At 72.6% G+C, this 25402-nt stretch carries 23 protein-coding genes; 9 read left to right on the top strand and 14 right to left on the bottom strand.

Annotation, left to right across the window (positions count from 1 at the left end):
* Window positions 1-205 precede the first annotated feature (205 nt).
* Window positions 206-1381 (top strand): Tat pathway signal protein, encoded by a 1176-nt coding sequence (locus AB2U05_RS26830; RefSeq protein ID WP_369184476.1) that lies wholly within the window; start codon window positions 206-208, stop codon window positions 1379-1381.
* A gap of 41 nt (window positions 1382-1422) precedes the next feature.
* Window positions 1423-1911, top strand: a complete 489-nt coding sequence (locus AB2U05_RS26825) for an SAM-dependent methyltransferase (protein ID WP_045709812.1) — start codon at window positions 1423-1425, stop codon at window positions 1909-1911.
* A 995-nt stretch (window positions 1912-2906) separates the two neighbouring features.
* On the opposite strand, the gene AB2U05_RS26820 is transcribed toward AB2U05_RS26825, so the two are convergent.
* The gene (locus AB2U05_RS26820; RefSeq protein WP_369186002.1) at window positions 2907-5762 is read right to left on the bottom strand and encodes a DEAD/DEAH box helicase; all 2856 of its coding nucleotides are present in this window, start codon (window positions 5760-5762) and stop codon (window positions 2907-2909) included.
* Between the two features lie 346 nt (window positions 5763-6108).
* On the opposite strand from AB2U05_RS26820, the gene AB2U05_RS26815 reads away from it, so the two are divergent.
* Together AB2U05_RS26815 and AB2U05_RS26810 are read left to right on the top strand one after the other, a co-directional pair.
* The gene (locus AB2U05_RS26815; protein ID WP_045697603.1) at window positions 6109-6483 is read left to right on the top strand and encodes a hypothetical protein; all 375 of its coding nucleotides are present in this window, start codon (window positions 6109-6111) and stop codon (window positions 6481-6483) included.
* A gap of 37 nt (window positions 6484-6520) precedes the next feature.
* Entirely contained in the window at window positions 6521-6865 is a 345-nt protein-coding gene (locus tag AB2U05_RS26810) for a metalloregulator ArsR/SmtB family transcription factor (protein WP_045709814.1), read from the top strand.
* A 46-nt stretch (window positions 6866-6911) separates the two neighbouring features.
* On the opposite strand, the gene AB2U05_RS26805 is transcribed toward AB2U05_RS26810, so the two are convergent.
* The gene (locus tag AB2U05_RS26805) at window positions 6912-8081 is read right to left on the bottom strand and encodes an aminotransferase class V-fold PLP-dependent enzyme (RefSeq protein ID WP_369184475.1); all 1170 of its coding nucleotides are present in this window, start codon (window positions 8079-8081) and stop codon (window positions 6912-6914) included.
* Between the two features lie 147 nt (window positions 8082-8228).
* Here AB2U05_RS26805 and AB2U05_RS26800 point away from each other — a divergent pair, with 147 nt between their 5' ends.
* Window positions 8229-10295, top strand: coding sequence for a prolyl oligopeptidase family serine peptidase (locus AB2U05_RS26800; protein WP_369184474.1), 2067 nt, complete (start codon window positions 8229-8231; stop codon window positions 10293-10295).
* An 83-nt stretch (window positions 10296-10378) separates the two neighbouring features.
* The gene (locus tag AB2U05_RS26795) at window positions 10379-10756 is read left to right on the top strand and encodes a YrdB family protein (RefSeq protein WP_045709816.1); all 378 of its coding nucleotides are present in this window, start codon (window positions 10379-10381) and stop codon (window positions 10754-10756) included.
* Between the two features lie 98 nt (window positions 10757-10854).
* Here AB2U05_RS26795 and AB2U05_RS26790 read toward each other — a convergent pair whose 3' ends face one another.
* From AB2U05_RS26790 to AB2U05_RS26770, 5 genes are all read right to left on the bottom strand, one after another.
* Window positions 10855-11862, bottom strand: coding sequence for an ABC transporter ATP-binding protein (locus AB2U05_RS26790; protein ID WP_369184473.1), 1008 nt, complete (start codon window positions 11860-11862; stop codon window positions 10855-10857).
* Window positions 11862-12863 (bottom strand): ABC transporter ATP-binding protein, encoded by a 1002-nt coding sequence (locus AB2U05_RS26785; protein ID WP_369184472.1) that lies wholly within the window; start codon window positions 12861-12863, stop codon window positions 11862-11864. The genes AB2U05_RS26790 and AB2U05_RS26785 overlap by 1 nt, the downstream gene beginning before the upstream one ends.
* Complete coding sequence (locus AB2U05_RS26780; RefSeq protein WP_369184471.1) at window positions 12863-13849, bottom strand: ABC transporter permease; 987 nt, start codon at window positions 13847-13849, stop codon at window positions 12863-12865. Before AB2U05_RS26780 ends, AB2U05_RS26785 begins: the two co-directional genes overlap by 1 nt.
* On the bottom strand, window positions 13846-14724 hold the full coding sequence (locus AB2U05_RS26775; RefSeq protein ID WP_244178821.1) for an ABC transporter permease: 879 nt from the start codon (window positions 14722-14724) through the stop codon (window positions 13846-13848). The genes AB2U05_RS26780 and AB2U05_RS26775 overlap by 4 nt, the downstream gene beginning before the upstream one ends.
* 221 nt (window positions 14725-14945) lie before the next feature.
* Window positions 14946-16697: an ABC transporter substrate-binding protein gene (locus AB2U05_RS26770; protein WP_045697589.1), complete on the bottom strand. Its 1752-nt coding sequence runs from the start codon at window positions 16695-16697 to the stop codon at window positions 14946-14948.
* Between the two features lie 153 nt (window positions 16698-16850).
* Between AB2U05_RS26770 and AB2U05_RS26765 the strand changes: the two genes are divergently transcribed.
* Entirely contained in the window at window positions 16851-18302 is a 1452-nt protein-coding gene (locus AB2U05_RS26765) for an aminopeptidase P family protein (RefSeq protein WP_045709818.1), read from the top strand.
* Window positions 18303-18315: 13 nt separating this feature from the next.
* Here the strand turns inward: AB2U05_RS26765 and AB2U05_RS26760 are convergent, their stop codons facing one another.
* The 5 genes from AB2U05_RS26760 to AB2U05_RS26740 all read right to left on the bottom strand — a co-directional run bounded on the left by AB2U05_RS26760 (window position 18316) and on the right by AB2U05_RS26740 (window position 22053).
* Complete coding sequence (locus tag AB2U05_RS26760) at window positions 18316-18645, bottom strand: XRE family transcriptional regulator (RefSeq protein ID WP_369184470.1); 330 nt, start codon at window positions 18643-18645, stop codon at window positions 18316-18318.
* Window positions 18642-19013, bottom strand: coding sequence for a type II toxin-antitoxin system RelE/ParE family toxin (locus tag AB2U05_RS26755; RefSeq protein ID WP_045709820.1), 372 nt, complete (start codon window positions 19011-19013; stop codon window positions 18642-18644). The genes AB2U05_RS26760 and AB2U05_RS26755 overlap by 4 nt, the downstream gene beginning before the upstream one ends.
* Window positions 19014-19113: 100 nt before the next feature.
* Window positions 19114-20136 (bottom strand): nitronate monooxygenase, encoded by a 1023-nt coding sequence (locus AB2U05_RS26750; protein WP_369184469.1) that lies wholly within the window; start codon window positions 20134-20136, stop codon window positions 19114-19116.
* A gap of 49 nt (window positions 20137-20185) precedes the next feature.
* Window positions 20186-20812: a response regulator transcription factor gene (locus AB2U05_RS26745; protein WP_045697581.1), complete on the bottom strand. Its 627-nt coding sequence runs from the start codon at window positions 20810-20812 to the stop codon at window positions 20186-20188.
* Complete coding sequence (locus AB2U05_RS26740) at window positions 20809-22053, bottom strand: sensor histidine kinase (protein WP_045697579.1); 1245 nt, start codon at window positions 22051-22053, stop codon at window positions 20809-20811. Before AB2U05_RS26740 ends, AB2U05_RS26745 begins: the two co-directional genes overlap by 4 nt.
* A 166-nt stretch (window positions 22054-22219) precedes the next feature.
* Between AB2U05_RS26740 and AB2U05_RS26735 the strand changes: the two genes are divergently transcribed.
* A complete protein-coding gene (locus AB2U05_RS26735; RefSeq protein ID WP_369184468.1) occupies window positions 22220-23296 on the top strand; it encodes an ABC transporter permease in 1077 nt (358 codons plus the stop codon).
* Window positions 23293-23973: an ABC transporter ATP-binding protein gene (locus tag AB2U05_RS26730; protein WP_369184467.1), complete on the top strand. Its 681-nt coding sequence runs from the start codon at window positions 23293-23295 to the stop codon at window positions 23971-23973. Before AB2U05_RS26735 ends, AB2U05_RS26730 begins: the two co-directional genes overlap by 4 nt.
* Window position 23974: 1 nt before the next feature.
* Here AB2U05_RS26730 and AB2U05_RS26725 read toward each other — a convergent pair whose 3' ends face one another.
* Complete coding sequence (locus AB2U05_RS26725) at window positions 23975-24571, bottom strand: Uma2 family endonuclease (RefSeq protein ID WP_369184466.1); 597 nt, start codon at window positions 24569-24571, stop codon at window positions 23975-23977.
* A 101-nt stretch (window positions 24572-24672) separates the two neighbouring features.
* On the bottom strand, window positions 24673-25380 hold the full coding sequence (locus tag AB2U05_RS26720) for a GntR family transcriptional regulator (RefSeq protein WP_369184465.1): 708 nt from the start codon (window positions 25378-25380) through the stop codon (window positions 24673-24675).
* Window positions 25381-25402 lie beyond the last annotated feature (22 nt).

Genomic DNA, 25402 nt, shown 5'->3' with positions numbered 1-25402 from the left:
CTCTATGGGGCGTACCCGCCAACCCAATGAGTGTCTGGGCCGGCTCATCCGGGAGACAGGCCGGCCGAACGAAGCCCTCGCCCGGGCCTTGTGCGCCGTCGCGGCCCGCCACAATGATCCGGCACGACCTAGCCGGGCATCCGTCACGCAATGGGTCCGCCAAGGCGTGACACCCTCCGGGAACATCCCGCACTACCTCGCGGAGGTGCTCACCAGCTGGCTGAACCGGGACGTCACCCTGGCGGCGATGGGGCTCGGAGATGAGCAACCGGATCTCCGCGACTGGGGCTTGGATACGCTGAAGGCCCTGGCGGCTCTTGGACGGATCGACGTTGACGTGGAACGCAGACAGCTCCTCCGCACCCTCACGTACTCGCTCGGAGCGCTGAGCGTTCCCCCCTCCAGTTGGTGGGAGAACATGGCCCGCACCGACAGCCGCGGCATCACGCAACGTCGCGCCGGTCAGGCCGACGTAGCCGCCGTCCAAGAGATGACGGCGCTGTTCTCCCAGCTCGATCAGCGCCGTGGCGGCGGGCACGGCCGCACGGCCGTCGCGCAGTACCTCCTCACTGACGTCGGAGACTTCCTCCAAGGCACCTTCGCCTCCGACCAGGTTCGGCGGGACATGTTCTCTGCGGCATCCGAACTGGCCTACCTGGCAGGGTGGACGGCGTTCGACAACGGTGAGCACCCCACCGCCCAGCACTACTACACCGTCGCTGTGAAGTTGGCGGCCGAGGCGGACGACCCGACGATGGCCGGCCACGTCCTGCGTGCCATGGCCCACCAGGCAGTTGACCTCCACAAGCCGCACCACGCCGTGAGGGTCGCCGAGGCGTCCATCTCCGGTGACCGGTACCGACTCGCCAGCCCGCGCGAGCGCTCCCTGCTCGGCGTCGTCCACGCGCGTGCTCTCGCCGCCGCAGGGCGCAGCGCGGAGGCGAACACCGCGCTTCTCCAGGCCGAGCGCGATCTGTCCGCAGCCTCGCCCAGTGACGACGAGCCAGCCCGGGTGTTCTTCTTCGGCGAGGCCTCCTTGGCGCACGAGACGGCGTCGGCGCTACGTGACCTGGGCGACCTGGGCGGTGCGGCAAGGGAGTTCGAGCGCAGCGTCGCAACCCGTAAGGCTTCCTCCTTCACCAGGACTCACGCGGTCACTCTCGGCCACCTGGGTCTCGTGAAGGCCCAGCAGCACTCCATCGAGGAGGCCTGCGAGATCTGGTCCCGGTCGCTCGACGCCATGCAGACCGTCCGCTCAGCGCGCACCCGCGACGTCGCCCTGCGAATCCGCGGCGCGCTGTCTCCTTACCGGGGACGGAAGGTGCCGACCATCGACGCCGTCGACAGGCTCGCCGCCGACTATCTGGCGGCAACCATCTGACCCGCCGCCGTGGCGCGGTTCGTTCACAGGAGGGGAAGCACATGGGTGAGGTCTTCAGCGTGGAAGCGCTCGGGCACGTGGTGGGTGGCCGCACGGAACCGACAGACGACTACTGGGGTGGGACCCGCGCCATCATCCGGCTCGACGGAGACAGGTTTCCGCTCGATGCGACGAAGGGGTTGGAGGAGTTCTCCCACCTCGACGTGATCTTCCGGTTCCACAAGACCGACCCGGCCGACCTGAACTTCGGCGCGCGCCGCCCCAGGGACAACCCGGACTGGCCCGAGGTCGGCGTGTTCGGCCACCGGAACATGCGGCGCATCAACTGGCTCGGGGCTTCCCGGTGTCGGCTTATCAAGGTCGACGGTCTGGACCTGCACGTGGAGGATCTGGACGCGATCGACGGCACCCCGGTCCTCGAAGTGAAGCCCTGGTTCGAGGAGTTCGGCCCGCGCGGAGAGGTTCGCCAGCCCTCGTGGACCACGGAAATGCTCCGCGACTACTTCGCCCCGAAGACCCGGGCTCACTGACCGAAGGACGGCATCCACCGCGTCCACCTTCCTTGTAGCACGACTCGATCGAAAGCCCCCTCCGCGTCTGCCTCCTGGAAGTCGGCTCGTTCGCTCTTCGCATCTGCGGGCAGTTCCGTCGCCGCTTCGGCCTCGCCGAAGCGGCAACGGAATGGAGCTCGCTGATGAGATCTCTGGAGGCTGGCGACCGCTCTCCGATCCATTTCGTCTGGGTTCAGCCCTTGCTTCAGTCCCTGCCGTGGACAGGGACAGAGTGCTTCATCTCTTTCGTTCCGCGCAGGAAGTCAGCCGTGTCGACTTCCTGCGCGGCGTTGGGCTCCGCTTCGGTGGCAACCGAAGCAGAGCCGCGAGAAGGCCCTAAGAATCGTCGGAAATCCAATCCTTCGGCCCGCGCGCCCCAGCCCCTGGGGCGCGCGGGCCTTCCAGTTCCCCGCCTACGCATCGGCGCCGAGCCTCTGAGGATGGAAGCAACGCCGCCTCTTCGGCTGAGCCGAAGCGGCGGCGAGCAATACTCCGATATTCGTGAACTCATCGAGCGCGCCCAGCCGATGGCACGCCTCCTGGCCTGATCCCCTAGCTCTGGTAGGACCGAGCGAGGCCGCCGAAGCTCAAGCGTGGTCGTCCCCTCCTTTTGTGCCGCTGCCCCTGCCACCAGGCAGGGGCAGCGGCATCTGTCGTTTCCTGCGCAGGAAGTCGGCTCGGCCGACTTCCTGCGCAATGCCGTCGCCGCTTCGGTCAGGGCCGAAGCGGCGAGGCGAAGCCGACGCCGCGCACGCGGGTGGGGGGTGGGGCAAGCCAGAGCCCAAGGCCTGGCTTGCCCCACCCCCCTGGGCCTCATCAGGGCCACCCGCTGCGCAATGCGGAAGGGGCCCGCACGAGTCGTCTCGCGCGGGCCGCTTCCCCCTGACGGTCAGCTCCCCGAGGGGTAGGCGATGATGCCGCGATGCGGAAGGGCCCCGCGCGAGTGGTCTCGTGCGGGGCCCCCTCTGGTCGTGCTAGCCCACGGAGGAGTAGGCGATGATGCCGCGGCGGAGGCCGTCGACGGCCTTGCGGGCGGTCTTGCGGAGGTCGGCGTCCTCGCCGGCGGCGTCCTGGATCTGGCCGAGGACGTCGATGAGCTGCTTGGTCCAGCGGACGAAGTCGCCGGCCGGCATGTCGGCGTCGCGCAGGACCTGGTCGAGGTTGTGGCCGAGGGCCCAGCGGTAGGCGGCCCAGGCGAAGCCGAGGTCGGGTTCGCGCTGGCCGACGCCTTCGGCGGTGTTGATCCGGTGCTGTTCCTCGAGGGCGTCGAGGTGGCCCCAGATGCGGACCATCTTGCCGAGCGCCTCCTTGGCCGCGCCTTCCGGCACGCGCGGGGCGCCGGCGTCGTCGGACTGCCGGGACTCGTACACCAACGCCGAGGCGCAGGCGGCGAGTTCGGCGGCGGCGAGGCCGCTCCACACACCCTCGCGGATGCATTCGGAGGCGAGCAGGTCGAGTTCGCCGTAGAGCCGGCCGAGCCGCTTGCCGTCGTCGGTGACGGTGTCGCCGCTCAGGTAGCCGAGGTCGGTCAACAGCCCGCAGACCCGGTCGAAGGTGCGGGCGATGGTGTGGGTGCGCGAGCGCATCCGGCGTTCCAGCAGCTCGGTGTCGCGGTGCAGCCGGTGGTAGCGCTCGGCCCAGCGGGCGTGGTCCTCGCGGTCGGAGCAGCCGTGGCAGGGGTGCTGACGCAGTTCGGTGCGCAGCCGGGTGATCTCGGGGTCGTCGGCGGCGGCCGCGCGGCCGCGCCGGAACCGCTCGGGTTCGAGGTGGCCGGCCTTGGTGCGCAGCGCGGAGGCGAGGTCGCGGCGCGACTGCGGGCTGCGCGGGTTGAAGGACTTGGGGATGCGGACGCGCTCGATCGCGGCGACGGGGTGCGGGAAGTCGATCATCGCGAGCCGCTTGACCTGCCGCTCGGCGGTGAGCACGACCGGGCGCGGCCCGTCCTGGTAGTCGGGGTGGCGCGGTCCGCCGCGGCCGGAGCGGTTGACCGGCGGCAGGCCCGGGTCGAGGACGAGGGCGAGGCCGGCGAACTTGCCGGTGGGGACGTGGATGACGTCGCCGGGCTTGAGCTGCTCGATGGACTCGATGGCGGCGGCCCGGCGCTGGCTGGTGCCTTCGCGGGCGAGTTCGTTCTCGCGGTCCCTGAGCCGCCGGCGCAGCTCCATGTACTCGTCGAAGTCGCCGAGGTGGCAGGTCATGGACTCGCGGTAGCCGTCCAGGCCTTCCTCGTTGCGCTGCACCTGGCGGGCGATGCCGACGACCGAGCGGTCGGCCTGGAACTGCGCGAAGGAGGTCTCCAGGAGTTCGCGCGAGCGGTGCCGGCCGAACTGGGAGACCAGGTTGACTGCCATGTTGTAGGACGGCCGGAACGAGGACTTCAGCGGGTACGTACGGGTGCCCGCGAGCCCGGCCAGCGCCTCGGGATCGAGGCCGCGCTGCCAGAGCACCACGGCGTGGCCCTCGACGTCGATGCCGCGGCGCCCGGCGCGGCCGGTGAGCTGGGTGTACTCGCCGGGGGTGATGTCGGCGTGGGTCTCGCCGTTCCACTTGACGAGCTTCTCCATGACCACCGAGCGGGCGGGCATGTTGATGCCCAGCGCCAGGGTCTCGGTCGCGAAGACGGCCTTGACCAGGCCCTTCACGAACAGTTCCTCGACGACCTCCTTGAACCGGGGCAGCATCCCGGCGTGGTGGGCGGCGATGCCGCGCTCCAGCCCGTCGAGCCACTCGAAGTAGCCGAGGACGTGCAGGTCCTCGTCCGGGATGTCGGCGCAGCGCTCCTCGACGATGGCGCGGACGACGGCGCGGTCGGCGTCCTTGTTGAGCCGCAGGCCGGAGCTGAGGCACTGCTGGACGGCCGCCTCGCAGCCGGCCCGGCTGAAGATGAAGGTGATCGCGGGCAGCAGGCCCTCGGCGTCGAGCCGGTCGATGACGTCGACCCGGCCCGGGGTCCAGACCTTGCCGGGACGGCCGTTGGGCATGGAGCGGCCCCGGCCGCGGCCGAAGCGGTCGCGCGGGTTGCGGTCGAGCTCGGACCGGGCGAGCCGGACGAGTTCCGGGTTGACCAGCTTGCCGGGGTTGCGCGGGCCGGCCTTGGGCCGGCCGTCGCGGTCGGGGTCGGCGAACAGGTCGTACATCCGGTTGCCGGCCATCACGTGCTGCCACAGCGGCACCGGGCGGGTCTCGGAGACGATCACCTTGGTGCCGCCGCGGACGGTGTCCAGCCAGTCGCCGAACTCCTCGGCGTTGGAGACGGTCGCGGAGAGCGAGACGAGGGTGACCGACTCGGGGAGGTGGATGATGACCTCCTCCCAGACGGCGCCGCGGAAGCGGTCGGCGAGGTAGTGCACCTCGTCCATGACGACGTAGCCGAGGCCGTCGAGGGTGCTGGAGCCCGCGTAGAGCATGTTGCGCAGCACCTCGGTGGTCATGACCACCACGGGGGCGTCGCCGTTGACGGTGTTGTCGCCGGTGAGCAGGCCGACCTTGGCGGCGCCGTAGCGCTTGACCAGGTCGCCGTACTTCTGGTTGGAGAGCGCCTTGATGGGCGTCGTGTAGAAGCACTTGCGGCCGGCCTGCAGGGCCAGGTGCACGGCGAACTCGCCGACGATGGTCTTCCCGGAGCCGGTGGGGGCGGCGACCAGGACGCCCGAGCCGGCCTCCAGCGCCTGGCACGCCTCCAGCTGGAAGTCGTCCAGCGGGAAGTCGTACAGCTGCTGGAAGCCGTACAGGGCGCCGGCCTGCTCCTTGGCCCGGCGACGGCTGGCCGCGTACGCCTCGGCGGGGCTGAGCTCCCGGTCTTCCTGGGGCTCGGGATCGGGGGTGTTCATCGCCGTCCGGGTGTGGTTGGTGTGATCTCGCATCTCAGCGAGAGGTTACCCGGGAGGAGTGACATCGATAGCACCGTTTTTCCGTGCGGGGAGACGCGGGACGAACGGCCGGACGAGCAGCGGGACCCGCGGCCGGACGAGCAGCCGGACGAACGGCCGGACGAGCACGAGGAGACGCCACCGGATCACTCCTCTCCCAAATCCATAGTTGCAAATGTCTTCAAGTGATCGGGATCGGATCAGCTTCGGACGTCTCCGGTCATTCCCTGGGAAACCCCCCGATCGCTCCCTACCTTCGGGTGCCACAGCTACCCCACAGCCACCGACTCACGGGAGGACAGCCACGATGGCGGACCTGGAGACGTCCCTCAAGCAGGCCATGACGATCGACGGCGCGATCGGCGTCGCCCTGGTCGACTACGGCAGCGGCATGGCCCTCGGCAGCCTCGGCGACGGCAACGAGCTGGACCTCAACGTCGCCGCGGCCGGGAACACCGACGTGGTCCGCGCCAAGATGCGGGCGATGGAGATGCTCAACCTGCACGACAACGAGATCGAGGACATCCTGATCAGCCTCACCAGCCAGTACCACATGGTCCGGCCGATCACGACGCCCGGCGGGCGCGGCCTGTTCCTGTTCCTGGCGCTCAACCGCAGCCGCTCCAACCTCGCGATGGCCCGCCACCAGCTCAAGCTCATCGAGACCTCGCTGGAGATCTGAGCCGTCCGGCCTCGCACACCAGGGAAGGGGGGCGACCGTGACGGTGGCGCTGTACCAGGCCAAGGCCGAGTTCTTCCGGATGCTCGGCCATCCCGTCCGGATCCGGGTGCTGGAACTGCTGCAGGCCGGGCCCACGCCCGTGCGCGGCCTGCTCGCCGCGCTGGAGGTGGAGCCGTCCAGCCTGTCCCAGCAGCTCGCGGTGCTGCGCCGCTCGGGCATCGTCACCGCCACCCGGGAGGGCGGCACCGTGGTGTACGAGCTGGCCGGCGGGGAGGTCGCCGACCTGCTGCGCTCGGCCCGGCGCATCCTCACCGGGCTGCTCGCCGACCGGACGGTGCTGCTCGCCGAGCTGCGCGCGACGGCCGCCCCGGACGGGCCGTAGCGCTTCCTCCCGCCACGCACGGCCCGTAGGGGCTGCCGCTAACCCTTTAACCCTTCAGCAGCTCCGCCAGCCCGTCCGCCAGCCGCTCGTACTCCGCCGCCCGGTTGTACAGCTGGGCGCTGACCCGCAGCACCCCGCCGCCGTCCCACGGGCGGACGGCGATCCGGGCGCCGAGCCGCTGCCACACCTCGGCCATCAGCGCCCGCGCCTGCGGCTCGGTCTCGGCGCACCCGGCGGGCAGCCGCACCGCGCTCATCCACACCCCGGGCGAGGCGGGCAGCGGCCGCAGGCCGCCCCGCTCGACCAGCACCCGCCGGCCGTACCGGGCGAGCGCGCCGTTGTGCGCGGCCACCGCCGGGCCGAGCCCGCGCAGCAGCGCGAGGCCGGTCGGCGCGGCCAGCCACGGCGTGTAGTCGCAGGTCCCGCGCCACTCGACGGCCGCCGGGAAGCCCCGGTCGTGCTCCCAGGAGAGGGCGAGCGGGCGGATCCGGCCGGTCCACTCGGGGCGGACGGCGAGCAGGCCGGTGGCGCGCGGGGCGAACGCCCACTTGTGCAGGTTGCCGAACCAGAAGTCGGCGCCCGGGTCGACCGGGTCGGGCAGCATGCCGGGCGCGTGGGCGCCGTCCACGACGGTGGTCACGCCGCGGTCGCGCAGGTCGGCGAGCAGCGCGGGGGTGGCGAGCAGCCGGGCGGTGGGCGAGGTGATCTGGTCCAGGACGGCGACGGCGGTCCGCTCGTCCACGGCGTCGAGCACCGCCGCGCGCACGGCCGCCTCGTCCGGGGCGTCCACCGGGAGCGCCACGACGCTCAGTTCGGCGCCGGCCTCGGCGGCCCGGCGGGCGACGGCCCGGGTGACGGCGCCGTAGCCGTGGTCGGTGACCAGGATCCGGTGTCCGGGCGCGAGCGGGATGCTGTCCAGGGCGACGGCGGCGGCCTCGGTGACGTTGTCGACCAGGGCCAGCAGGTCCGGCGCGACGGCGAGTTCGGCGGCGATCCGGGTCCGGGCCCGGGCGACCCGGTCCGGCAGGTTCCAGAAGAAGCCGTCCGGGTCCTGCTCCTGCTCGGCCCGCAGCAGCTCGCACTCCTGCTGCACGGGGACGGGCACGGCACCGAAGGAGCCGTGGTTGAGGTGCGCGGCGCCGGGCGCGAGGGTGAACATGCCCTCGGCGGCGGGCAGCGGGGCCGGGGGCTCGGCGGTCCCCAGGTCGTCCGTCACGGCTTCCTCCCTGAACGGTTTCCGACAGCTCTGGCAGCTGCGACAGCCCTGACAGCTCCGTCGGCTCTGACACAGCTCATGCGATGTGTGACATTTCACATGACACAACCCTGGTCGGTCAACGCCCGCCGCCACCACGATCGGCCCATGACCATTGCCGACCCCTTCCTGGCCCTCAGTGCCCGTACCGGCCGGTTCACCTTCGGCGCGCCGCGCGCGTACACGCTCGCCGAGGACGGTACCCGGCTACTGCTGCTCCGCTCGACCGGTCCGGAGGATCCGCTCGACCGCCTGCACCTCCTCGACGTCGAGACCGGCGAGGAGCGGCTGGTCGCCGACCCGGCCGCGCTGCTGCCCGGCCGCACCGGCGACCGCGACGAACTCCCGCCGCTCGAACGGAGGTTGCGCGAACGCGTCCGGCTGACCGCGGCCGGCATCGGCAGCTACGCCGCCACCGCCGACCTCTCCGTCGCCGTCTTCGCCCTGGACGGCCGCCTGTTCCGCACCGACACCGCCACCGGCACCAGCGACGAACTCCCCGTCGCCGCACCGGCGTTCGACCCGAGGCCGGACGCCACCGGCCAGCGGATCGCCTACGTCGCCGAGGACGCCCTCTACGTCACCCCCGGCCTCGAACCGCTCTCCCCCGACGACGGCGCCGGCTGGGGCGTCGCCGAGTTCGCCGCCGCCGAGGAGCTGTCCCGCTCCCGCGGCCACTGGTGGCGCCCGGACGGCGGCGCGCTGCTCGCCGCCCGGGTGGACGAATCAGCGCTCCCCCGCTGGCAGTTGGCCGACCCGACCCGGCCCGCCGAGCCCGCCGACGACCTCGCCTACCCGCACTCCGGCGGCCCCCACGCGGACGTCCAGCTCTGGGTCCTCGGCCTGGACCGCTCCCGCGTCCGACTCCACTGGGACGCCGCCGAGTTCCCGTACCTCGTGGACGCCGGCTGGGCCGGCGACGACGAGCTGCTGCTCACCGTGACCGACCGGCTCCAGCAGCGCGTCCTCCTGCTCAGCGCCGACCCGGCCACCGGCGCGACCACCGAACTCTCCCGCACCACCGACGAGTTCTGGGTCGACGCCCTGCCCGGCACCCCCGCCCGGCTCGGCGACGGCCGACTGCTCACCGCCCACGACACCCCGCAGGCCCGCGGCCTCGCCCTGGACGGAAAGCCGCTGGACACCGCCGGCCTGCAGATCCGCCGGGTCGCCGGACGGCTGCACGGCCGACTGCTCTGCGAGACCGGCCAGGGCGACCCGGCCGACCAGTACCTCCACCTGATCGACCCGGACGGCGGCGCCCCCGAACTCCTCACCCCGCGGCGGGGCGTGCACACCGCCCTCGCCGCCGGCGACACCCTGCTGCTCACCTCGGCCGACCCCACCGGCTACCGGCGCACCCTGCACCGGGCCGGCCGGGAACTGACGATCACCGACCTCGGCCCCGAACTCCCGTACGTGGTCCGGCCGCTGCTCGCCCGGGTGACCGAGCGCGCGCTGCCCACCTCCGTGGTGTACCCCCGCGAGCACACCCCCGGCCGCCGCCTGCCCGTCCTGCTGGACGTCTACGGCGGCCCCACCCACCAGTCCGTGGCCCTCGACCCGCGCCGCTGGCAGCAGCGCCAGTGGTGGGCCGACCAGGGCTTCGCCGTCGTCACCACCGACAACCGCGGCACCTCGAACGTCTCCCCCGCCTTCACCCGGGCCGTCTTCCGCGGCTTCTCCCGGGTCGTCCTGGACGACCAGGTGGACGCCCTGCGCGCCCTCGGCGCCGACCACCCCGACCTCGACCTCGGCCGGGTCGGCGTGCGCGGCTGGTCCTTCGGCGGCTGGCTCGCCGCGCTCTGCGTGCTGCGCCGCCCGGACGTCTTCCACGCCGCCTGCGCGGGCGCCCCGCCCACCGACTGGCGCCTGGCCAGCGGCGCGTACACCGAGCGCTACCTCGGCCTGCCGCAGGAGGACCCGGAGGGCTACGCGGACGACGACCTGATCCCCGACGCCCCCGGCCTGGCGCGGCCGCTGCTGCTGACCCAGGGGCTGGCCGACGACAACGTCCACCCGGCGCAGACCATGCTGCTCTCCCGGGCCCTCACCCGGGCCGGCCGCCCGCACAGCGTGCTGCCGCTGCCGGGCGTCACCCACATGACCCCGGGTGCCGTGGAGGCGCAGGTCGTCACGGCCGAACTCGCCTTCCTGCGGGCGAACCTGGGCTGATCCGTTGAGCTCGCCCGGGCCGGAGTGGGACACTCCGCAGGACCGCCGCCCCGCCCGGGCAGCTCGACACCACGGGGGCACACATGGAGATCAAGCGGCCGAACCCGGCCGGGGGAACGCACTTCACCCCGCTGACCGGCGCCAACGCGGCGCTCGCCTTCACCCTGGAGCTCGCGATGCTCGCGGCGCTCGGCTACTGGGGGTTCAGGACGGGCTCCGGCCTCGGCCTGCGGCTGCTGCTGGGCCTCGGCGCGCCCGCACTGGCCATCGCCCTCTGGAGCCTGTTCCTGGCCGCGGGCGGGCCGAAGTTCCCGCAGCCGACCGCCGTGACGATCGTGCTCAAGCTGCTCGTCCTCGGCTCGGCCGGGCTCGCCCTGTACGCGGCCGGCCGGCCCACCCTGGCGCTGGTGTACGGCGCGCTGGTGGTGCTCAGCGTGACCGTGGAGTACAGCACCCGGTGACCGGCCGCCGGAAACGGTGGAACCCGGTCGGACGCGGCCCTCGTGAGGTTCCCCGCCGCGCCCGACCGGGCGTCTGAACTCCTGCTACTCCTCCGGCGCTACTCCTCCGGGAAGTGGCAGGCCGCCTGGCGCCCGCCCGCAGCGGCACCACCCGCAGCGGCACCGCCCGCCCCGACGATCCGCAGCAGCGGCCGCTCCGTGCGGCACACCTCCTGCGCCTTCGGACAGCGCGGGTGGAAGCCGCAGCCGGCGGGCGGGTTCGCCGGGCTCGGCGGGTCGCCGAGCAGCACGATCCGCTCCCGGGCCCGTTCCGCCGCCGGGTCCGGGAGCGGCACGGCGGACAGCAGGGCCTTGGTGTACGGGTGCGCGGGCCGCCCGTACACCTCGGCCTTGTCGCCGATCTCGACGATCCGGCCGAGGTACATCACCGCGACCCGGTCGCAGACCCGCTTGACCACCGAGAGGTCGTGCGCGATGAACACGTACGCCAGGCCCAGTTCGCGCTGCAACTGCTCCATCAGGTTGACCACCTGGGCCTGGATGGAGACGTCCAGCGCGGACACCGGCTCGTCCGCGATCACCAGCCGGGGCGAGGTGGCCAGCGACCGGGCGATGCCGATGCGCTGCGCCTGGCCGCCGGAGAACTCGTGCGGGTAGCGGTCGAGGTGCTCGGGGATCAGCCCGACCAGCTCCATCAGCTCCGCCGCCCGCTTCCGCGCGTCCGCCGCGCCGGTGCCCTGCACCAGCAGCGGCTCGGAGATGATCCGGGCCACCGTCTGCCGGGGGTTGAGCGAGGAGTACGGGTCCTGGAAGACCATCTGCAAGTGCCGCCGGTGCGGGCGCAGTTGCGCCTGCGAGAGGCCGCCGATCTCGGTGCCGTCGAAGGTGACGGTGCCCGAGGTCGGGTCGAGCAGCCGGACGATCATCCGCCCGGTGGTGGACTTGCCGCAGCCGGACTCGCCGACCAGCCCCAGGGTCTCGCCCGCGCCGAGGTCGAAGCTGACCCCGTCGACGGCCCGGATCGGCGCCCCGGCCCGCCCGGCCCGGCTCCGCCGCCCCGGGAAGGTCTTCACCAAGTCCCGTACGGACAGCAGTGGTTCACCCATCAGAGCGCCTTTCCCGAGGACGGCACCATCGGCAGGTGGCAGGCGGCCCAGTGGCCGGTGCCGAGCGGGTCGAGCGCCGGGCGTTCGGCCAGGCAGCGGGCGTGCTCCTCGGCGGACGCCGCGATGGTGCGGGCGCAGCGCGGCGCGAAGGAGCAGCCGGGGGCGGGGGCGATCAGCGAGGGCGGGCTGCCGGGGATGGCCCGCAGCGGCGCGTCGTCGGCGTCGTCGAGGCGGGGCAGCGAGTCCAGCAGGCCGCGGGTGTACGGGTGCGCGGGCTGCGCGAACAGCCGCTCCACCGGGGCCTGTTCGGCCGCCCGGCCGCCGTACATGACCAGGACCTCGTGGGCGACCCGGGCGACCACGCCCAGGTCGTGGGTGATCATGACGACACCGAGGCCGCGCTCCTGCTGGATGCGGGCGATCAGGTCGAGGATCTGCGCCTGGACGGTGACGTCGAGGGCGGTGGTGGGCTCGTCGGCGATCAGCAGCTCGGGTTCGCAGGCGAGCGCCATGGCGATCATGACGCGCTGGCGCATGCCGCCCGAGAACTGGTGCGGGTACTCGTCGACCCGCCGGGCCGGCTCCGGGATGCCGACCTCGGCCAGCATCTCGACGGCCCTGGCCCGGCCCGCCTTGCGGCCCGCCCGGAAGTGCACCCGGTAGTGCTCGGCGATCTGCTCGCCGACGGTGTAGAAGGGGTGCAGGCTGGACAGCGGGTCCTGGAAGATCATCGCGATCCGGCGGCCGCGGACGACCCCCAGTTCCCGCTCCCCGAGCCCGGTCAGCTCCTGCCCGTCCAGCTTGATCGAGCCGCTGACGGCGGCGCCGCGGTGCAGGCCCATGACGGCCAGCGAGGTGACGGACTTGCCGCTGCCGGACTCGCCGACCAGGCCGAGCGTGCGCCCGGCCTCGACGGTGAAGGAGATGCCGTCCACGGCCCGGACGGTGCCGCGCGGGGTGTCGAAGGCGACCCTGAGGTCCTTGACGTCCAGGAGGGTCATCAGTACCTCACTCTCGGGTCGACGAACGCGTACAGCAGGTCGACCAACAGGTTCGCCACGACGATGAAGAACGCCGCGAGCAGGGTGACGCCGAGGATGACGGGCTGGTCCGAGCGGGCCAGGCCGTCGTAGAAGAGCCGGCCGACGCCGGGCAGGCCGAAGATCGACTCGGTGATGACGGCCCCGGCCAGCAGCCCGCCGAGGTCCATGCCGAAGATGGTGAGGATCGGCGTCATCGCGGAGCGCAGCCCGTGCTTGACGGTGACCGTGCGCGCCGGCAGGCCCTTGGCCCGGGCGGTGCGGATGTACGGCTCGGCCATCGCCTCGATCATCGAGTTGCGGCTCTGCCGCGCGTACATGGCCGCGTACAGCAGGGCCAGCGCGATCCAGGGCAGCAGCAGGTTGGAGGCCCACTCGACGGGGTCCTCGGTGAACGCGTGGTACGCGGGGTAGGGCAGCCAGCCGGCCGTCCTGACGACGCCCCAGATCAGCATGATCGAGGTGAAGTAGACCGGCAGCGAGGCGGCGCCGACCGAGAGCACCATCAGGGTCCGGTCGGTGAAGCCGCCCTTGCGCAGCGCCGAGGTGACGCCCGCGCCGAGGCCGAGGAGCAGCCAGAGCACGGCCGAGCCGATGGCCAGCGAGATCGAGACCGGCAGGCGGTCGGTGAGCAGGTCCCAGACCGGCAGCGAGTACTCGTAGGAGTAGCCGAGGCAGGGGAAGCCGCAGTGCACTGCGCTGGGGCCGGTGCCGTAGTCGCGGCCGGCGAAGATGCCCGTCAGGTAGTCGGCGAACTGCTGCCAGACGGACTTGTCCAGGCCCATCGCGGCCTTGACGTCGGCGAGCCGTTCGGGGCTGCAGGTCTTGCCGCAGGCCGCGGCGGCCGGGTCGTTGGGCAGCAGGTAGAAGATGGTGAAGGTGATGGCGCAGATGGCGAGCAGGATGCCCGCCACGCCGACCAGGCGGCGGCCGAGGTAGAGGATCACGACCGGCCTCCCCGGGGGTCGAGGATGTCCCGCAGCGCGTCGCCGAGCAGGGTGAAGGCGAGCACGGCGAGGAAGAGGAAGACCGTCGGGATGAGGAAGTACGTCGGGTCGGTCTCGTAGTACTTGATGCTCTCGGCGATCATCTGCCCCCAGGAGGAGGTCGGCGGCCGCACGCCCACGCCGAGGTAGCTGAGCGCGGCCTCGGTGGCGATCATGCCGGGGATCAGCAGCGTGGTGTACGCGATGACCGGCCCGGAGACGTTCGGCAGGATCTCCCGGGTGAGGATGCGCCAGGAGCGGGCGCCGCCGACCTTCGCGGCCTCGACGTACTCGCGGTGCTTGAGCGACAGGGTCTGGCCGCGGACGACGCGGGCGATGCCCGGCCAGGTGAACAGGCCGATCACCAGGGTGATCAGCAGGATCCGGTTGACGTCCTCGGCCACCGACATCATCGCGATCATGAAGATCAGCGAGGGGAAGGACATCGTGAGGTCCATCAGCCGGGACAGCACGGAGTCGGTGCGGCCGCCGAAGTAGCCCGCGGCGATGCCGGCCAGGGTGCCGGTGACCACGACGACGACGGTGGCGGTGAAGGCGATCAGCAGCGAGACCTGGCCGCCGTGCAGCACCCGGGCGAACAGGTCGCGGCCGGTGGTTGGCTCGACGCCCAGCCAGTGCCGGGTGCTGATGCCGCCGAAGTCGCCCTTGGGCGTGCCGCCCAGGTAGGCGTCGACGGCGCGCTTGTCGAACTCCTCGGGGGACCAGCCACCGAGCGAGCTCAGCGGGCCGGCCAGGGCGGCCGCCAGGACCAGGACGGCGACCGTGACCAGGCCGAACCGGGCCGAGCCCTTGGCCCACAGCTGGTCCCAGACCAGCCGCCACGGCCCGCGCCCGGCGGCCTTCGCGGGGCCCGCCGCCGCGGCGTCGGCCACGGCGGCGGCCACGGCGGCGGGCTCAGTTACTCTTCGCTCGCCTCCGGCCGCTCCTGACCCGGTGTCGACGTTCCTCGCTCCGGCACTCGCTGCGCTCGCTTGTCGCTCGTCACTCTCGACACCGGCGCGGCCTTCGGCTCCCGAAGGGGTGTCAGCGCTGCTCATCAGCCCTTGCCCTTGGCCGGGTCCTTGAGGCCGACCGTCGCCAGGTCGATCATCCCGGCGAAGCCGGAGTTGCCGAACGCGCCGGCCACGTTGGTGCCGACCATCAGCGGGCGGCGCTGCCACATCAGCGGGACGGCCGGGGCCTTCTTCATCAGGTCCTCGTCCAGCTGCTTCCACGCCTTGTTGGCCTCGTTCACGTCCGTCATGGCCGCGATCTGGTCCATCCGGTCCATCGTGGCCTGGTCACGGAACTGGCTGTAGTTGCCCTGGTTGCCCTTCTCCTTGATGGTCCGTCCGTCGAACAGGAACGGGAGGAAGGTCGCGGCGGACGGGTAGTCCGGACACCAGCCGTTGATGGTCAGCTCGGGGGCGTTCTTGGTGTCGCCGAGGGTGTCGGTGAAGGCGGACGGGTCCACGGTGTTGACGGTGACCTGCACCCCGACCTTGGACAGCGACTGCTGGATCGCCTCGGCGCGGGTCTTGTCGCCGAGCGAGACGGTCAGCGAGACCTTGAGGTCGGTCTTGCCGGCCTCCTTGAGCAGCGCCTTGGCCTTCTCCGGGTCCCCGGCGGCCGGGATCTTCAGCGGGTCGGCCTTCTCCCCGCCGGTCAGCGACGGCGGGAGGAAGGAGGTCGCCACGTCGGTGACCGCCGGGCCGCCGAAGGCGGTCACCTGGGCCTCGCGGTCGACCGCCCACATCATCGCCTCGCGCACCTTCGGGTCGTCGAAGGGCGCCTTGGCGGTGTTCAGGTACAGCATGTCGGTGCAGCCGGTCCGCTCGGCGGTCATCCGCTCCCGCACGTCCGCCTTGGGCAGCACCTTGGCGACGGACTCGTGCTGCATCCAGGGCATGTTGATCGCGTTGGCGTCGGCGCCGTCGCTCGCGATGATCCGGTCGTCGGCCTGGCCGCCCTTGATGCCCTCGGTGACGACGATCTTGTCCGGGTAGGCCTTGCGGACGGTGTCGGAGGCCTGGTCCCAGTTGGTGTTGCGGACCAGCACCAGCTGCTTGCCGCGGTCATAGCTCTCGATCTTGTACGGACCGGAGGAGAACGGCCGGGAGTCGTACTGGGTGCCCTTCTCCTGGGACTGCGGCACCGGGGAGAAGGTCGGCAGGGTGACGGTGTCGGAGAACTCGGCGACCGGGCGCTTCAGGTGGAAGACGATCGTCCGGTCGTCCGGCGTCTCGATGCTGGCCAGGTGCTCGCCGGTGAGCGGGCCCTTGTACTTGTCGCCGTCGGCCAGGTACTGGACGGCGTAGTCGGGACCGCCGGTGAGGTCCGGGGAGAACGAGCGCTCGACGTTGTACTTGATGTCGGCGGACTTGATCGGGCTGCCGTCCTCGTACTTGAGGCCGTCCTTCAGGGTGAAGGTCCACACCTTGCCGCCGTCCGAGGACTTGCCCAGGTCGGTGGCGAGGTCGGGGACGATCTCGCTGCCCGCGGCGCCCGGCTCGGACTTGAAGGTGGTCAGGGTGCGGTACAGCAGCCGGGTGCCGAAGTCCATGTGCGGGACGGTCCAGTTGCGGGCCGGGTCGAGGTGGGCGAAGTCCTGGTTGGTCAGGATGTCGAGCGTCCCGCCCTTGGCCGGGGTGCCGCCGATGATCGAGCCGGACTCCGCGCCCGGCCCCTTCGTACTGGAGGGCGCCGCGTCGCCGCCGCTGTCGCTCTTGTCGTTCTTGCAGGCCCCGAGGCCGAGGGTGAGGGTCGCCGCGAGGGCCGCCGCGAGGGCGGCGTGGGTGCGCCTGGTCATGTAGCAACTCCGCTGTGGGTGGCCGGATCTGGCCGCTGCGCTGTGTGACCCGTAACATAGTAATGTGAAATTGCACTGCACAAGAGGTGACGGCCGCCGTTACCGAGCTGTGTCCGTGCTCCCCATCTCCCCCGCCCCGCTCAGGAGTTCACCGTGACCCTCGCCCCGGCCGGTCTCCACACCGGCAGTCACGACCTGCCGGTCTCCCCCGCCCTCGACGCCTTCATGGGCCACCGCTGGGCTCCGACCCCGCTCCCCGCCGACCAGCGCGTCCCCGGCTACGACCGCTTCCCCGGCCGCCGCGACCGGCTGTCCGCCGCCTTCCCCGGCGAGCGCCTGATCGTCCCCGCCGGGCGCCTCAAGGTCCGCTGCAACGACCTCGACTACCGGTTCCGCCCGCACAGCGCGTACGTCTGGCTCACCGGCCTCACCGGCGAGGACCAGGCCGACCACGTCCTCGTCCTCGAACCCGCCGGGCCCGCCGGCCACGAGCCCGTCCTGTACCTGCGCCCCCGGTCCCCGCGCGACGGCGGCGAGTTCTACCGCGACCGCCGCTACGGCGAGTTCTGGGTCGGCCGCCGGCCCGACCTCGCCGAGGCGGCGCAGCTCACCGGCATCCGCACCCGCCACCTCGACGAGCTGCCCGCCCTGCTCGCCGGCCCGCAGCCGCCCACCCGCGTCCTGGCCGGCACCGACCCGCTGGTCGACGACGCCACCGGGCGCCCCCGCCCCGACCTGCGCGACGCCGAACTCTCCGCCGTCCTCTCCGAGTTGCGCCTGGTCAAGGACACCTGGGAGGTCGAGCAGCTGCAGCTCGCCGTCGACCACACCACCACCGGCTTCCAGGACGTCGTCCGCGCCCTGCCCACAGCACTCCGCCACCCCCGCGGCGAACGCTGGATCGAGGGCGTCTTCGACCTGCGCGCCCGCGCCGAGGGAAACGGCACCAGCTACACCACCATCGCCGCCTCCGGCGCCCACGCCTGCGTCCTGCACTGGATCCGCAACGACGGCGCCCTCGACCCGGGTTCACTCCTGCTGCTGGACGCCGGCGTCGAGACCGACACCCTCTACGCCGCCGACATCACCCGCACCCTCCCGCTCAGCGGCACCTTCAGCCCCGTCCAGCGCCAGGCCTACGACCTCGTCCTCGCCGCCCAGAGCGCCGGCATCGCCGCCCTGCGCCCCGGCGCCCGCTTCCGCGACTTCCACCGCGCCGCCATGCGCGTCATCGCCGAAGGCCTCGCCGACTGGGGCGTCCTGCGCATCCCCGCCGAACAGGCCCTCGCCGACGACAACGGCCTCTACCGCCGCTACACCCTCTGCGGCAGCGGCCACATGCTCGGCCTCGACTACCACGACTGCGCCCAGGCCCGCGCCGACCGCTACCTCGACGCCACCCTCGAAGCGGGCATGGTCCTCACCGTCGAACCCGGCCTCTACCTCCAGCCCGACGACGAGACCCTCCCCCTCGAACTCCGCGGCCTCGGCATCCGCATCGAGGACGACCTGGTGATCACCCCGGACGGCGCCCACCTGATGTCCAACGCCCTGCCCAGGGCAGCCAAGGACATCGAGTCCTGGATGGCCACCCTGCTGGGCTGATGAGGGCGGACGGTCAGGCCACCTTGATCGTCCGCTCCCCCTGCCGCACCGACACCTCGACCTCGCCGCCGATCGCGGCGGCGTACGCCCGCAGGTTGTCCAGGCTGTCCACCTGCCCGTGCTCGATCTGCGACACCCGCGCCTGGCTCACCCCCATGAGGCCGGCCACCTCCTTCTGGGTCAGCTCGGCCTTCCGCCGCAGGTCGGCCAGCTCATAGCCACGGATCTGCGCCAGCATCTCCTGCCTGATCCGCGCCCGGTCGGCCTCCGCCTCCGGCGTCGCCATCTCGGGGAACCGCTTCATGGCCTCGGCCCGTACCTCGGTCCAACTACGCCCCTTCATCGGCGTTCTCCGTTCCGTTGCTTCTCGACGTAATCCGCGTAGCGCTTCTCTGCCAAGGGAATCGACTCGTCGTACCACTCCGACCAGCGGCCGGACTTGTCGCCTGCCACCAGGATGATGGCCTCGCGTTCCTGGTCGAATACGAACAGCATGCGCACCTCGCTGGATCCCGAAGACCCCGGCCTCAGCTCCTTGAGGTTGTGCAAACGACTGCGGTGGATTCGGTCCACCACGGGCCGTCCCAAGGTCGGACCCTCGTCAGCCAGCAAATCCAGTGCTTCAAGAATGCTTTCCGCCGTCTTGGGGTCGTCTTCGCAGACCTGCAAGTACCACTCCTCAACCGGCGCCAGAAGCGTGATCTCCCACATAGCTACGAGATTAAGTTGCCCCTTATACGTTACCGCGCGCTTTCCCGCCCAATCCACCCCTGCGGGGGACAACACACCCCGCACCGCACTCCCCTCCGCGCTACTCCCGCGCCGCCCGCCACAGGTCCGTGACGAGCTGCTCCGCCGGGCCGGTGCGGGCCAGGTGGTGGGCGGTGCCGGCCCAGAGGTGCATGGCTCGCAGGTCGCCGCGGCGGGTGGCGGCGGCGCGCAGGGGGGCGGTGAGGTGGTGGACCTCGGGGTAGGCGGGCGGGGCGTACGGGCCGTGGCGGTCGATGAAGGGGTTGCGCAGGCCGCGGGCCGGGCGGCCGGTGAAGGCGCGGGTGACGACCGTCTCCGGGAGCTCGCCGAGCGCGGCCCGGTGGGCGGCCGAGGCGCCGGACTCGTCCGTCCGCAGCAGCGCGGTGCCGAGCTGCACCGCCGCCGCGCCCGCCCGCAGGGCCGCCGCGATCGCCGGCCCGTCGCCGAGCCCGCCCGCAGCGATCAGCGGCAGCGTCGTCACCGCCCGTACGGCGGGCAGCAGTCGGAGCAGCGGGAGCTCGCCCGGCCGGTCCGCCACCCGGTGGGTGGCGCGGTGGCCGCCGGCCTCCGGGCCCTGCACGCAGAGCGCGTCCATCCCGGCCGCCTCGGCCGCCCGGGCCTCCTCCGGGGTGGTGACGGTGCCGATCTGCAGCGTCCCGGCCGCGCGCAGCGCCGCCGCCTGCGCCGGGCCGGGCAGCCCGAAGGTGTAGGAGACGACGGGCACCGGGTCGGCGAGCAGCGCCGCGAGCTTGGCCTCCCAGTCGTCCCGGTCCGGCGCGATCTCCTCGGGCAGTGCCACCTGCCACCGCGCGGCCTCGGGCCGCAGCCGCTCCCGGTAGGCGGCGACGGCCGCCGCGTCCCCGGGCGGGGCGGGGACGAAGAGGTTCACCCCGTACGGCCGGTCGGTCAACTTCCGTACCGCCGCGATCTGTTCGGCCATCGCCGGGGCGCTCTTGTACCCGGCGGCCAGGAACCCCAGCCCGCCGGCCCGGTTCACCGCCGCCGCCAGCTCCGGGGTGGAGGCCCCGCCGGCCATCGGCGCGCCGATCACGGGCAGGGCGAGTTCGGCGAGACGGACGGCCATCGGGGTGCTCCTCACACGGCTGCGGGTACCGACCGGCCCAGCCTACGCCTCAGCGGATCAGCCCCCGGCGGCGCGCCTCCCGGATCGCCGCCGTCCGCGAGTCGACGCCCAACTTGGTGTAGACGTGCACCAGATGGGACTTCACGGTGGCCTGGCTGAGGTGCAGCCGCTGGCTGACCTGCTGATTGGTGAGCCCTTCCGCGACCAGGCCCAGCACCTCCGTCTCGCGGGCGCTGAGCGCGGCCGCCGGCGTGCGCATCCGCTCCAGCAGCCGGTCGGCGACGCTGGGGGCGAGCGCGGAGCGGCCCGCCGCCGCGGCCCGGACGGCCTGGGCCAGCTCCTCCGGCGGCGCGTCCTTGAGCAGGTACCCGGTGGCACCGGCCTCCAGCGCGGGCAGGGTGTCGGCGTCGGTGTCGTAGGTGGTGACGACGAGGACCCGCGGCGCCCCGGTGGGGGCGGTGATCGCGGCGGTGGCCTGGGCGCCGTTCATGGCCGAGCCGGGCCCGAACTGGAGGTCCATCAGCACCACGTCCACCCCGCCGGCAGCAGCCAGTTCGACGGCCCGCTCGGCGGTGGCGGCCTCCGCGACGATCGCGAAGTCCGGCTCGCCCTCCAGGACGGCCCGCAGCCCGGCCCGCACCACCGGGTGGTCGTCGGCGATCAGCAGCCGGATCACGGCGCCACCTCCGGGGCCGGGCCGGCCGGAGCCGCGCCGACCGGGGCAGCGGCGCCGACCGGCAGCTGCACCGCGACGGCCGTGCCCTCGCCGGGCGCCGACTCGACGGTGAGCGTGCCGCCGAACGCCCGGGCCCGGGCCCGCATCGAGGGCAGCCCGAATCCGCCGTCGTCGCCGCCCGTGCGGCCCGCGACCGCCACCGGGTCGAACCCGGCCCCGTCGTCGAACACGTCCAGCGCCACCTCCCCCTCCATGTAGCTGAGCGTCACCTCGGCGTGCGAGGCCCGCGCGTGCCGGACGGTGTTGCCGAGCGCCGACTGCGCGATCCGCAGCAGCGCGACCTCCTGCGGCACCGGCAGCCGCAGCGGGTCCCCGGAGACGTGCAGGTGGACGGGCAGTCCGCTGTGCGCGGTCGTGGTGGCGCACAGCCGCTCCAGCGCGACGGGCAGCGGGTCGCCGTCCAGCGCCGGCGGGGTGAGCGCCCGGACGAACCGCCGGGCCTCGTCCAGGTTGTCCTGCGCGGCCTGCCGCGCCTGCTCGACGTACCCGGCGGCGGCGTCGGTGCGCTCGGGCAGGGCCCGCTGGGCGGCGCGCAGCAGCAGCTGGATGGAGCTGAGGCTCTGCGCCAGGGTGTCGTGGATCTCCCGGGCGAGGCGTTCGCGCTCGGCCAGCACCCCGGCGGTGTGGTGCGCGGCGGCGAGGTCGGCGCGGGCGGCGGTGAGCTCGTCGATGAGCCGGCGCCGCTCCTCGCTCTCCCGGTACAGCGCCTGGTAGCCGAGCACGGTGGCGGTGGCGACGGCGGCGCCGAGCGCGGGCCCGATGGCGGCGGCGAGGCTGAAGCCGTGCTGGTGCCAGGCCCAGGCGACGATCGCGGCCAGCGCCGTCAGCCCGACCGCGACGGGCCCGCCGCGGCGCCCGAGCAGGTGCAGTTCCAGGAAGTACAGCGGGAACGCCAGCCACACGCCGTCCTGGGTGGCGAACAGCACCCCGGCCCAGGTGAGGCCGAGCAGCGCCAGCCACAGCGCGGCGGCCCGGCGCGAGCGGCGCACCGCGGCGAGGCGGGGCCCGGCCGCGTACACCACGGCCATCGCGGAGGCCGCGGCGCCGACCGCCGCCGGATCGCCGTCCCGGCCGAGCGCGGCGCGGGCGACGGCGAGGACGAGCAGGCCCGCCACGAGCAGGTGCAGGCAGACCTGGAGGACGCGGGCGACGGGGGTGATGCGGGGTCGTTCGGTCGCCATCCGTCAAGCCTAGGTTCCCCGCCGGCGGTGCGGCATCAATCAAAAGGTTGAACTCGGCTTCGGCCCTTCGATGCCACGGAGGCAATCCCCCGCGCGATGCCCGCGGGCCCCTTCCTCCGGGACCGTGGGAGGCGTAGACAACCGCGTACCGCAGGAGAGGCTCACCGTGTTCGTCGCCTGGAGGGATCTGGGGTTCGCCAAGGGGCGGTTCGCCCTGATGGGAACCGTCATCGTGCTGATCACCGTACTGGTCGGCATGCTGTCCGGGCTGACCGCCGGACTCGGCCGGCAGAACATCTCCGCGATCAGCGGCCTGCCCGCCGACCATCTCGTCTTCGGCAGGCCCGCCGAGGGCCAGGAGCTCAACTTCACCGACTCCCAGGTCACCCCCGACCAGTGGCAGGCCTGGGCCCGCGAGCCCGGCGTCACCTCCGCCCAGCCGCTCGGCATCACCATCACCAAGGCCGCCGCCGGGCAGCGCACCGCCGCCCTCTCCGCCTTCGGCGTCCCGGACGGCTCCGACCTCGCCCCGCAGGGCGGCCTGATCGCCCCGGGGAAGGCCGTCCTGTCCAGGACCGCCGCCGAGAAACTGGGCGACCTCGCCCCCGGCGCCGACTTCACCCTCGCCGGCCACCGGCTACGGGTCGCCGCCGTCGACGGCGACGCCGCGTACAGCCACACCCCGGTGATCTGGACCAGCTTCACCGACTGGCAGCAGTTCGCCCCCGGCGGCGCCGGCCACGCCACCGTCATCGCCCTGCACACCGCCCAGGGCGCCGACCTGGCCGCCGCCGACGCCCGCCACGGCACCGTGACCCGCGGCCGCGCCGACGCCCTGGCCGCGATCGGCTCCTACACCTCCGAGAACGGCTCCCTGCAGCTGATGCGCGGCTTCCTGTTCGCCATCTCGGCCCTGGTCATCGGCGCGTTCTTCACCGTCTGGACGATCCAGCGCAGCGGCGACATCGCCGTGCTGAAGGCCCTCGGCGCCTCCACCCGCTACCTGCTGCGCGACGCACTCGGCCAGGCCGTCCTGCTACTGCTCCTCGGTACGGCCATCGGCACGGCGATCGCCCTCGGCGCCGGCTCGCTGATCGGCTCCGCCGTCCCGTTCGTCCTGGACGCCCCGACCCTGTTGCTGCCCGCCGCCGTCATGATCGCCCTCGGCGCGGTCGGCGCGGCCCTGTCCATCCGCCGGATCAACTCCGTCGACCCGCTGACCGCCCTCGGGAGCGCCCGATGACCCTCGAACTCGACCGCGTCACCCTGACCTACCCGGACGGCGACGGCCGGCTCACCGCCCTGGACGAGGTCTCGCTGACCGTCCCCAAGGGCTCGCTGACGGCCGTGGTCGGGCCCTCCGGCTCCGGCAAGTCCAGCCTGCTCGCCGTCGCCGCCACCCTGATCACCCCGGACTCCGGCCGGGTCGTCATCGACGGCACCGACACCGCCGGCCTGCGCCCGGCCGAGCTCACCGCGCTGCGCCGCACCAGGATCGGCATCGTCTTCCAGCAGGCCAACCTGCTGCCCTCGCTGACGGCGGTCGAACAGCTCCAGGTGATGGCCCACCTCGACGGCCGCTCCCCGCGCACCGCCCTCCCGCGCGCCCTGGAGCTGCTGGACGCGGTCGGCCTGCGCGACCAGGCCGCGCGGCGCCCGCACCAGCTCTCCGGCGGCCAGCGCCAGCGCGTCAACATCGCCCGGGCCCTGATGCACGACCCCACCGTGCTGCTGGTGGACGAGCCCACCAGCGCCCTCGACCACGAACGCGGCGCGGCCGTCCTGGACCTGATCACCGACCTCACCCACCGCCGCGCCACCGCGACGGTCCTGGTCACCCACGACCGCACCCACCTGACCGCCGTCGACCGGATCGCCGAGGTCCACGACGGCCGTCTGACGATCCCGGCGACGGTCTGAGCTACTTCTTGGCCGCCAGCACGTCGTCCACCTTCAGCGTCACCGATGCCCCGATCGACTCGGGCAGAGTGAACGACTGCCCGGGATGGTGGACGGCGTGCACCCGGTACTCGCCGTCCTTGGGATCGGTCAGCACCATCACGCGCTGATTCGTTCGGTCCACAATGACGTAGCCGGGCACTCCTGCCTCGGCGTACAGCGGTGGCTTGACCTTCAGGTCAGTCGTGAAGTTCGACGACGTCACTTCCACGACAAGACGGAAGACCACTGGGTCGTAGCAATTGCGTTCGATCAGGTGTTCTCGGTAGTCGGCATCAACAACACACAGATCCGGAATCGCATAGTCGGACGGTCCGCCGGGCAACCATAGGCCCATCCCTTGAACCACTCGGGATGTATCGCCATGGAGACCCGCCGCCCACAACGGGATCATGAGGTCCGTGAGCATCTCGCCATGCGGCCCGTCCGGAGGCGGCGTCACCGTGATCTGACCGCCAAGAATCTCGACCCGGTGCCCCACGAGTCGATCGGAGACCAGCTCTGCGGCTTCGAGCAACGTCATCTGCTCGGAGGGTTCTTCCACTGCGGCGGCGGACATGGAGTTCCTCCTGACTGCCGATGTCGAGAGCATCATCGGAGAGCGCGAGCGCTTTCCGACGCCCGATTCCCACTCTTCACCCGAACGAGTGGTTTAGCCCCCTATCGGGCGCGCAGGCGCAGGCTGGTGCGGTCCTCCGCCGCCTCCTCCTGGCCGGCCCACAGCGACCGCACGTGGCTCAGGTGCCGCGTCATGCACGCCTCGGCCGCGTCCGCGTCGCCGGCGATCATCAGGTCCAGCAGCTCCAGGTGCTCCTCCGCCGAGGAGACCAGCTCGCCGCGCTCGTCGAGCCGGGTGAGCCCGTACAGCCGGGAGCGCTTGCGCAGGTCGCCGACCACGTCCACCAGCCGCGCGTTGCCCGCGAGCCCCAGCAGGTCGAGGTGGAACTGCCGGTCCGCCTCCAGGTACCCGATGAGGTCGTGCTTGCGGGCGGCCGCCACGATCGCCTCGGCCTGCGGCCGCAGCCGTTCCAGCTGCTCCTTGCTCGCCGTGCGGGCGACCCGCCCCACGGTCGGGACCTCGATGAGCGCGCGGATCTCGGTGTAGTCGTCGAGGTCGCGCTCGGTGAGCTCGGTGACCCGGAAGCCCTTGTTGCGGACGGCCTCGACCAGCCCCTCCCGGGCGAGGTCGAGCATGGCCTCGCGCACCGGGGTCGCCGAGACGCCGAAGTCGGCGGCGAGGGCGGGCGCGGAGTAGACGACGCCGGGGCGCAGTTCGCCGGAGATCAGGGCCGCCCGGAGCGCGTGGGCGACCTGGTCGCGAAGCCGCTCCTGGACGGAGATCAGGGTGCGGGGTTTGAGGTCGGCCATGGTGTTCCTCCGGGTGGGTGCA

Source organism: Streptomyces sp. Y1 (genome assembly GCF_041053115.1).
Lineage (GTDB): Bacteria > Actinomycetota > Actinomycetes > Streptomycetales > Streptomycetaceae > Kitasatospora > Kitasatospora rubellomurina.
Note: the sequence above shows the minus strand (reverse complement) of the source record. Positions and strands in the feature narration are given on the sequence as shown.

Coding starts and splice junctions, on each gene's coding strand:
- AB2U05_RS26825 (WP_045709812.1), top strand. CDS start 1,423: ATGGGTGAGGTCTTCAGCGTGGAAGCGCTCGGGCACGTGGTGGGTGGC.
- AB2U05_RS26820 (WP_369186002.1), bottom strand. CDS start 5,762: ATGAACACCCCCGATCCCGAGCCCCAGGAAGACCGGGAGCTCAGCCCC.
- AB2U05_RS26815 (WP_045697603.1), top strand. CDS start 6,109: ATGGCGGACCTGGAGACGTCCCTCAAGCAGGCCATGACGATCGACGGC.
- AB2U05_RS26800 (WP_369184474.1), top strand. CDS start 8,229: ATGACCATTGCCGACCCCTTCCTGGCCCTCAGTGCCCGTACCGGCCGG.
- AB2U05_RS26795 (WP_045709816.1), top strand. CDS start 10,379: ATGGAGATCAAGCGGCCGAACCCGGCCGGGGGAACGCACTTCACCCCG.
- AB2U05_RS26790 (WP_369184473.1), bottom strand. CDS start 11,862: ATGGGTGAACCACTGCTGTCCGTACGGGACTTGGTGAAGACCTTCCCG.
- AB2U05_RS26785 (WP_369184472.1), bottom strand. CDS start 12,863: ATGACCCTCCTGGACGTCAAGGACCTCAGGGTCGCCTTCGACACCCCG.
- AB2U05_RS26770 (WP_045697589.1), bottom strand. CDS start 16,697: ATGACCAGGCGCACCCACGCCGCCCTCGCGGCGGCCCTCGCGGCGACC.
- AB2U05_RS26760 (WP_369184470.1), bottom strand. CDS start 18,645: ATGAAGGGGCGTAGTTGGACCGAGGTACGGGCCGAGGCCATGAAGCGG.
- AB2U05_RS26755 (WP_045709820.1), bottom strand. CDS start 19,013: ATGTGGGAGATCACGCTTCTGGCGCCGGTTGAGGAGTGGTACTTGCAG.
- AB2U05_RS26750 (WP_369184469.1), bottom strand. CDS start 20,136: ATGGCCGTCCGTCTCGCCGAACTCGCCCTGCCCGTGATCGGCGCGCCG.
- AB2U05_RS26740 (WP_045697579.1), bottom strand. CDS start 22,053: ATGGCGACCGAACGACCCCGCATCACCCCCGTCGCCCGCGTCCTCCAG.
- AB2U05_RS26730 (WP_369184467.1), top strand. CDS start 23,293: ATGACCCTCGAACTCGACCGCGTCACCCTGACCTACCCGGACGGCGAC.
- AB2U05_RS26725 (WP_369184466.1), bottom strand. CDS start 24,571: ATGTCCGCCGCCGCAGTGGAAGAACCCTCCGAGCAGATGACGTTGCTC.
- AB2U05_RS26720 (WP_369184465.1), bottom strand. CDS start 25,380: ATGGCCGACCTCAAACCCCGCACCCTGATCTCCGTCCAGGAGCGGCTT.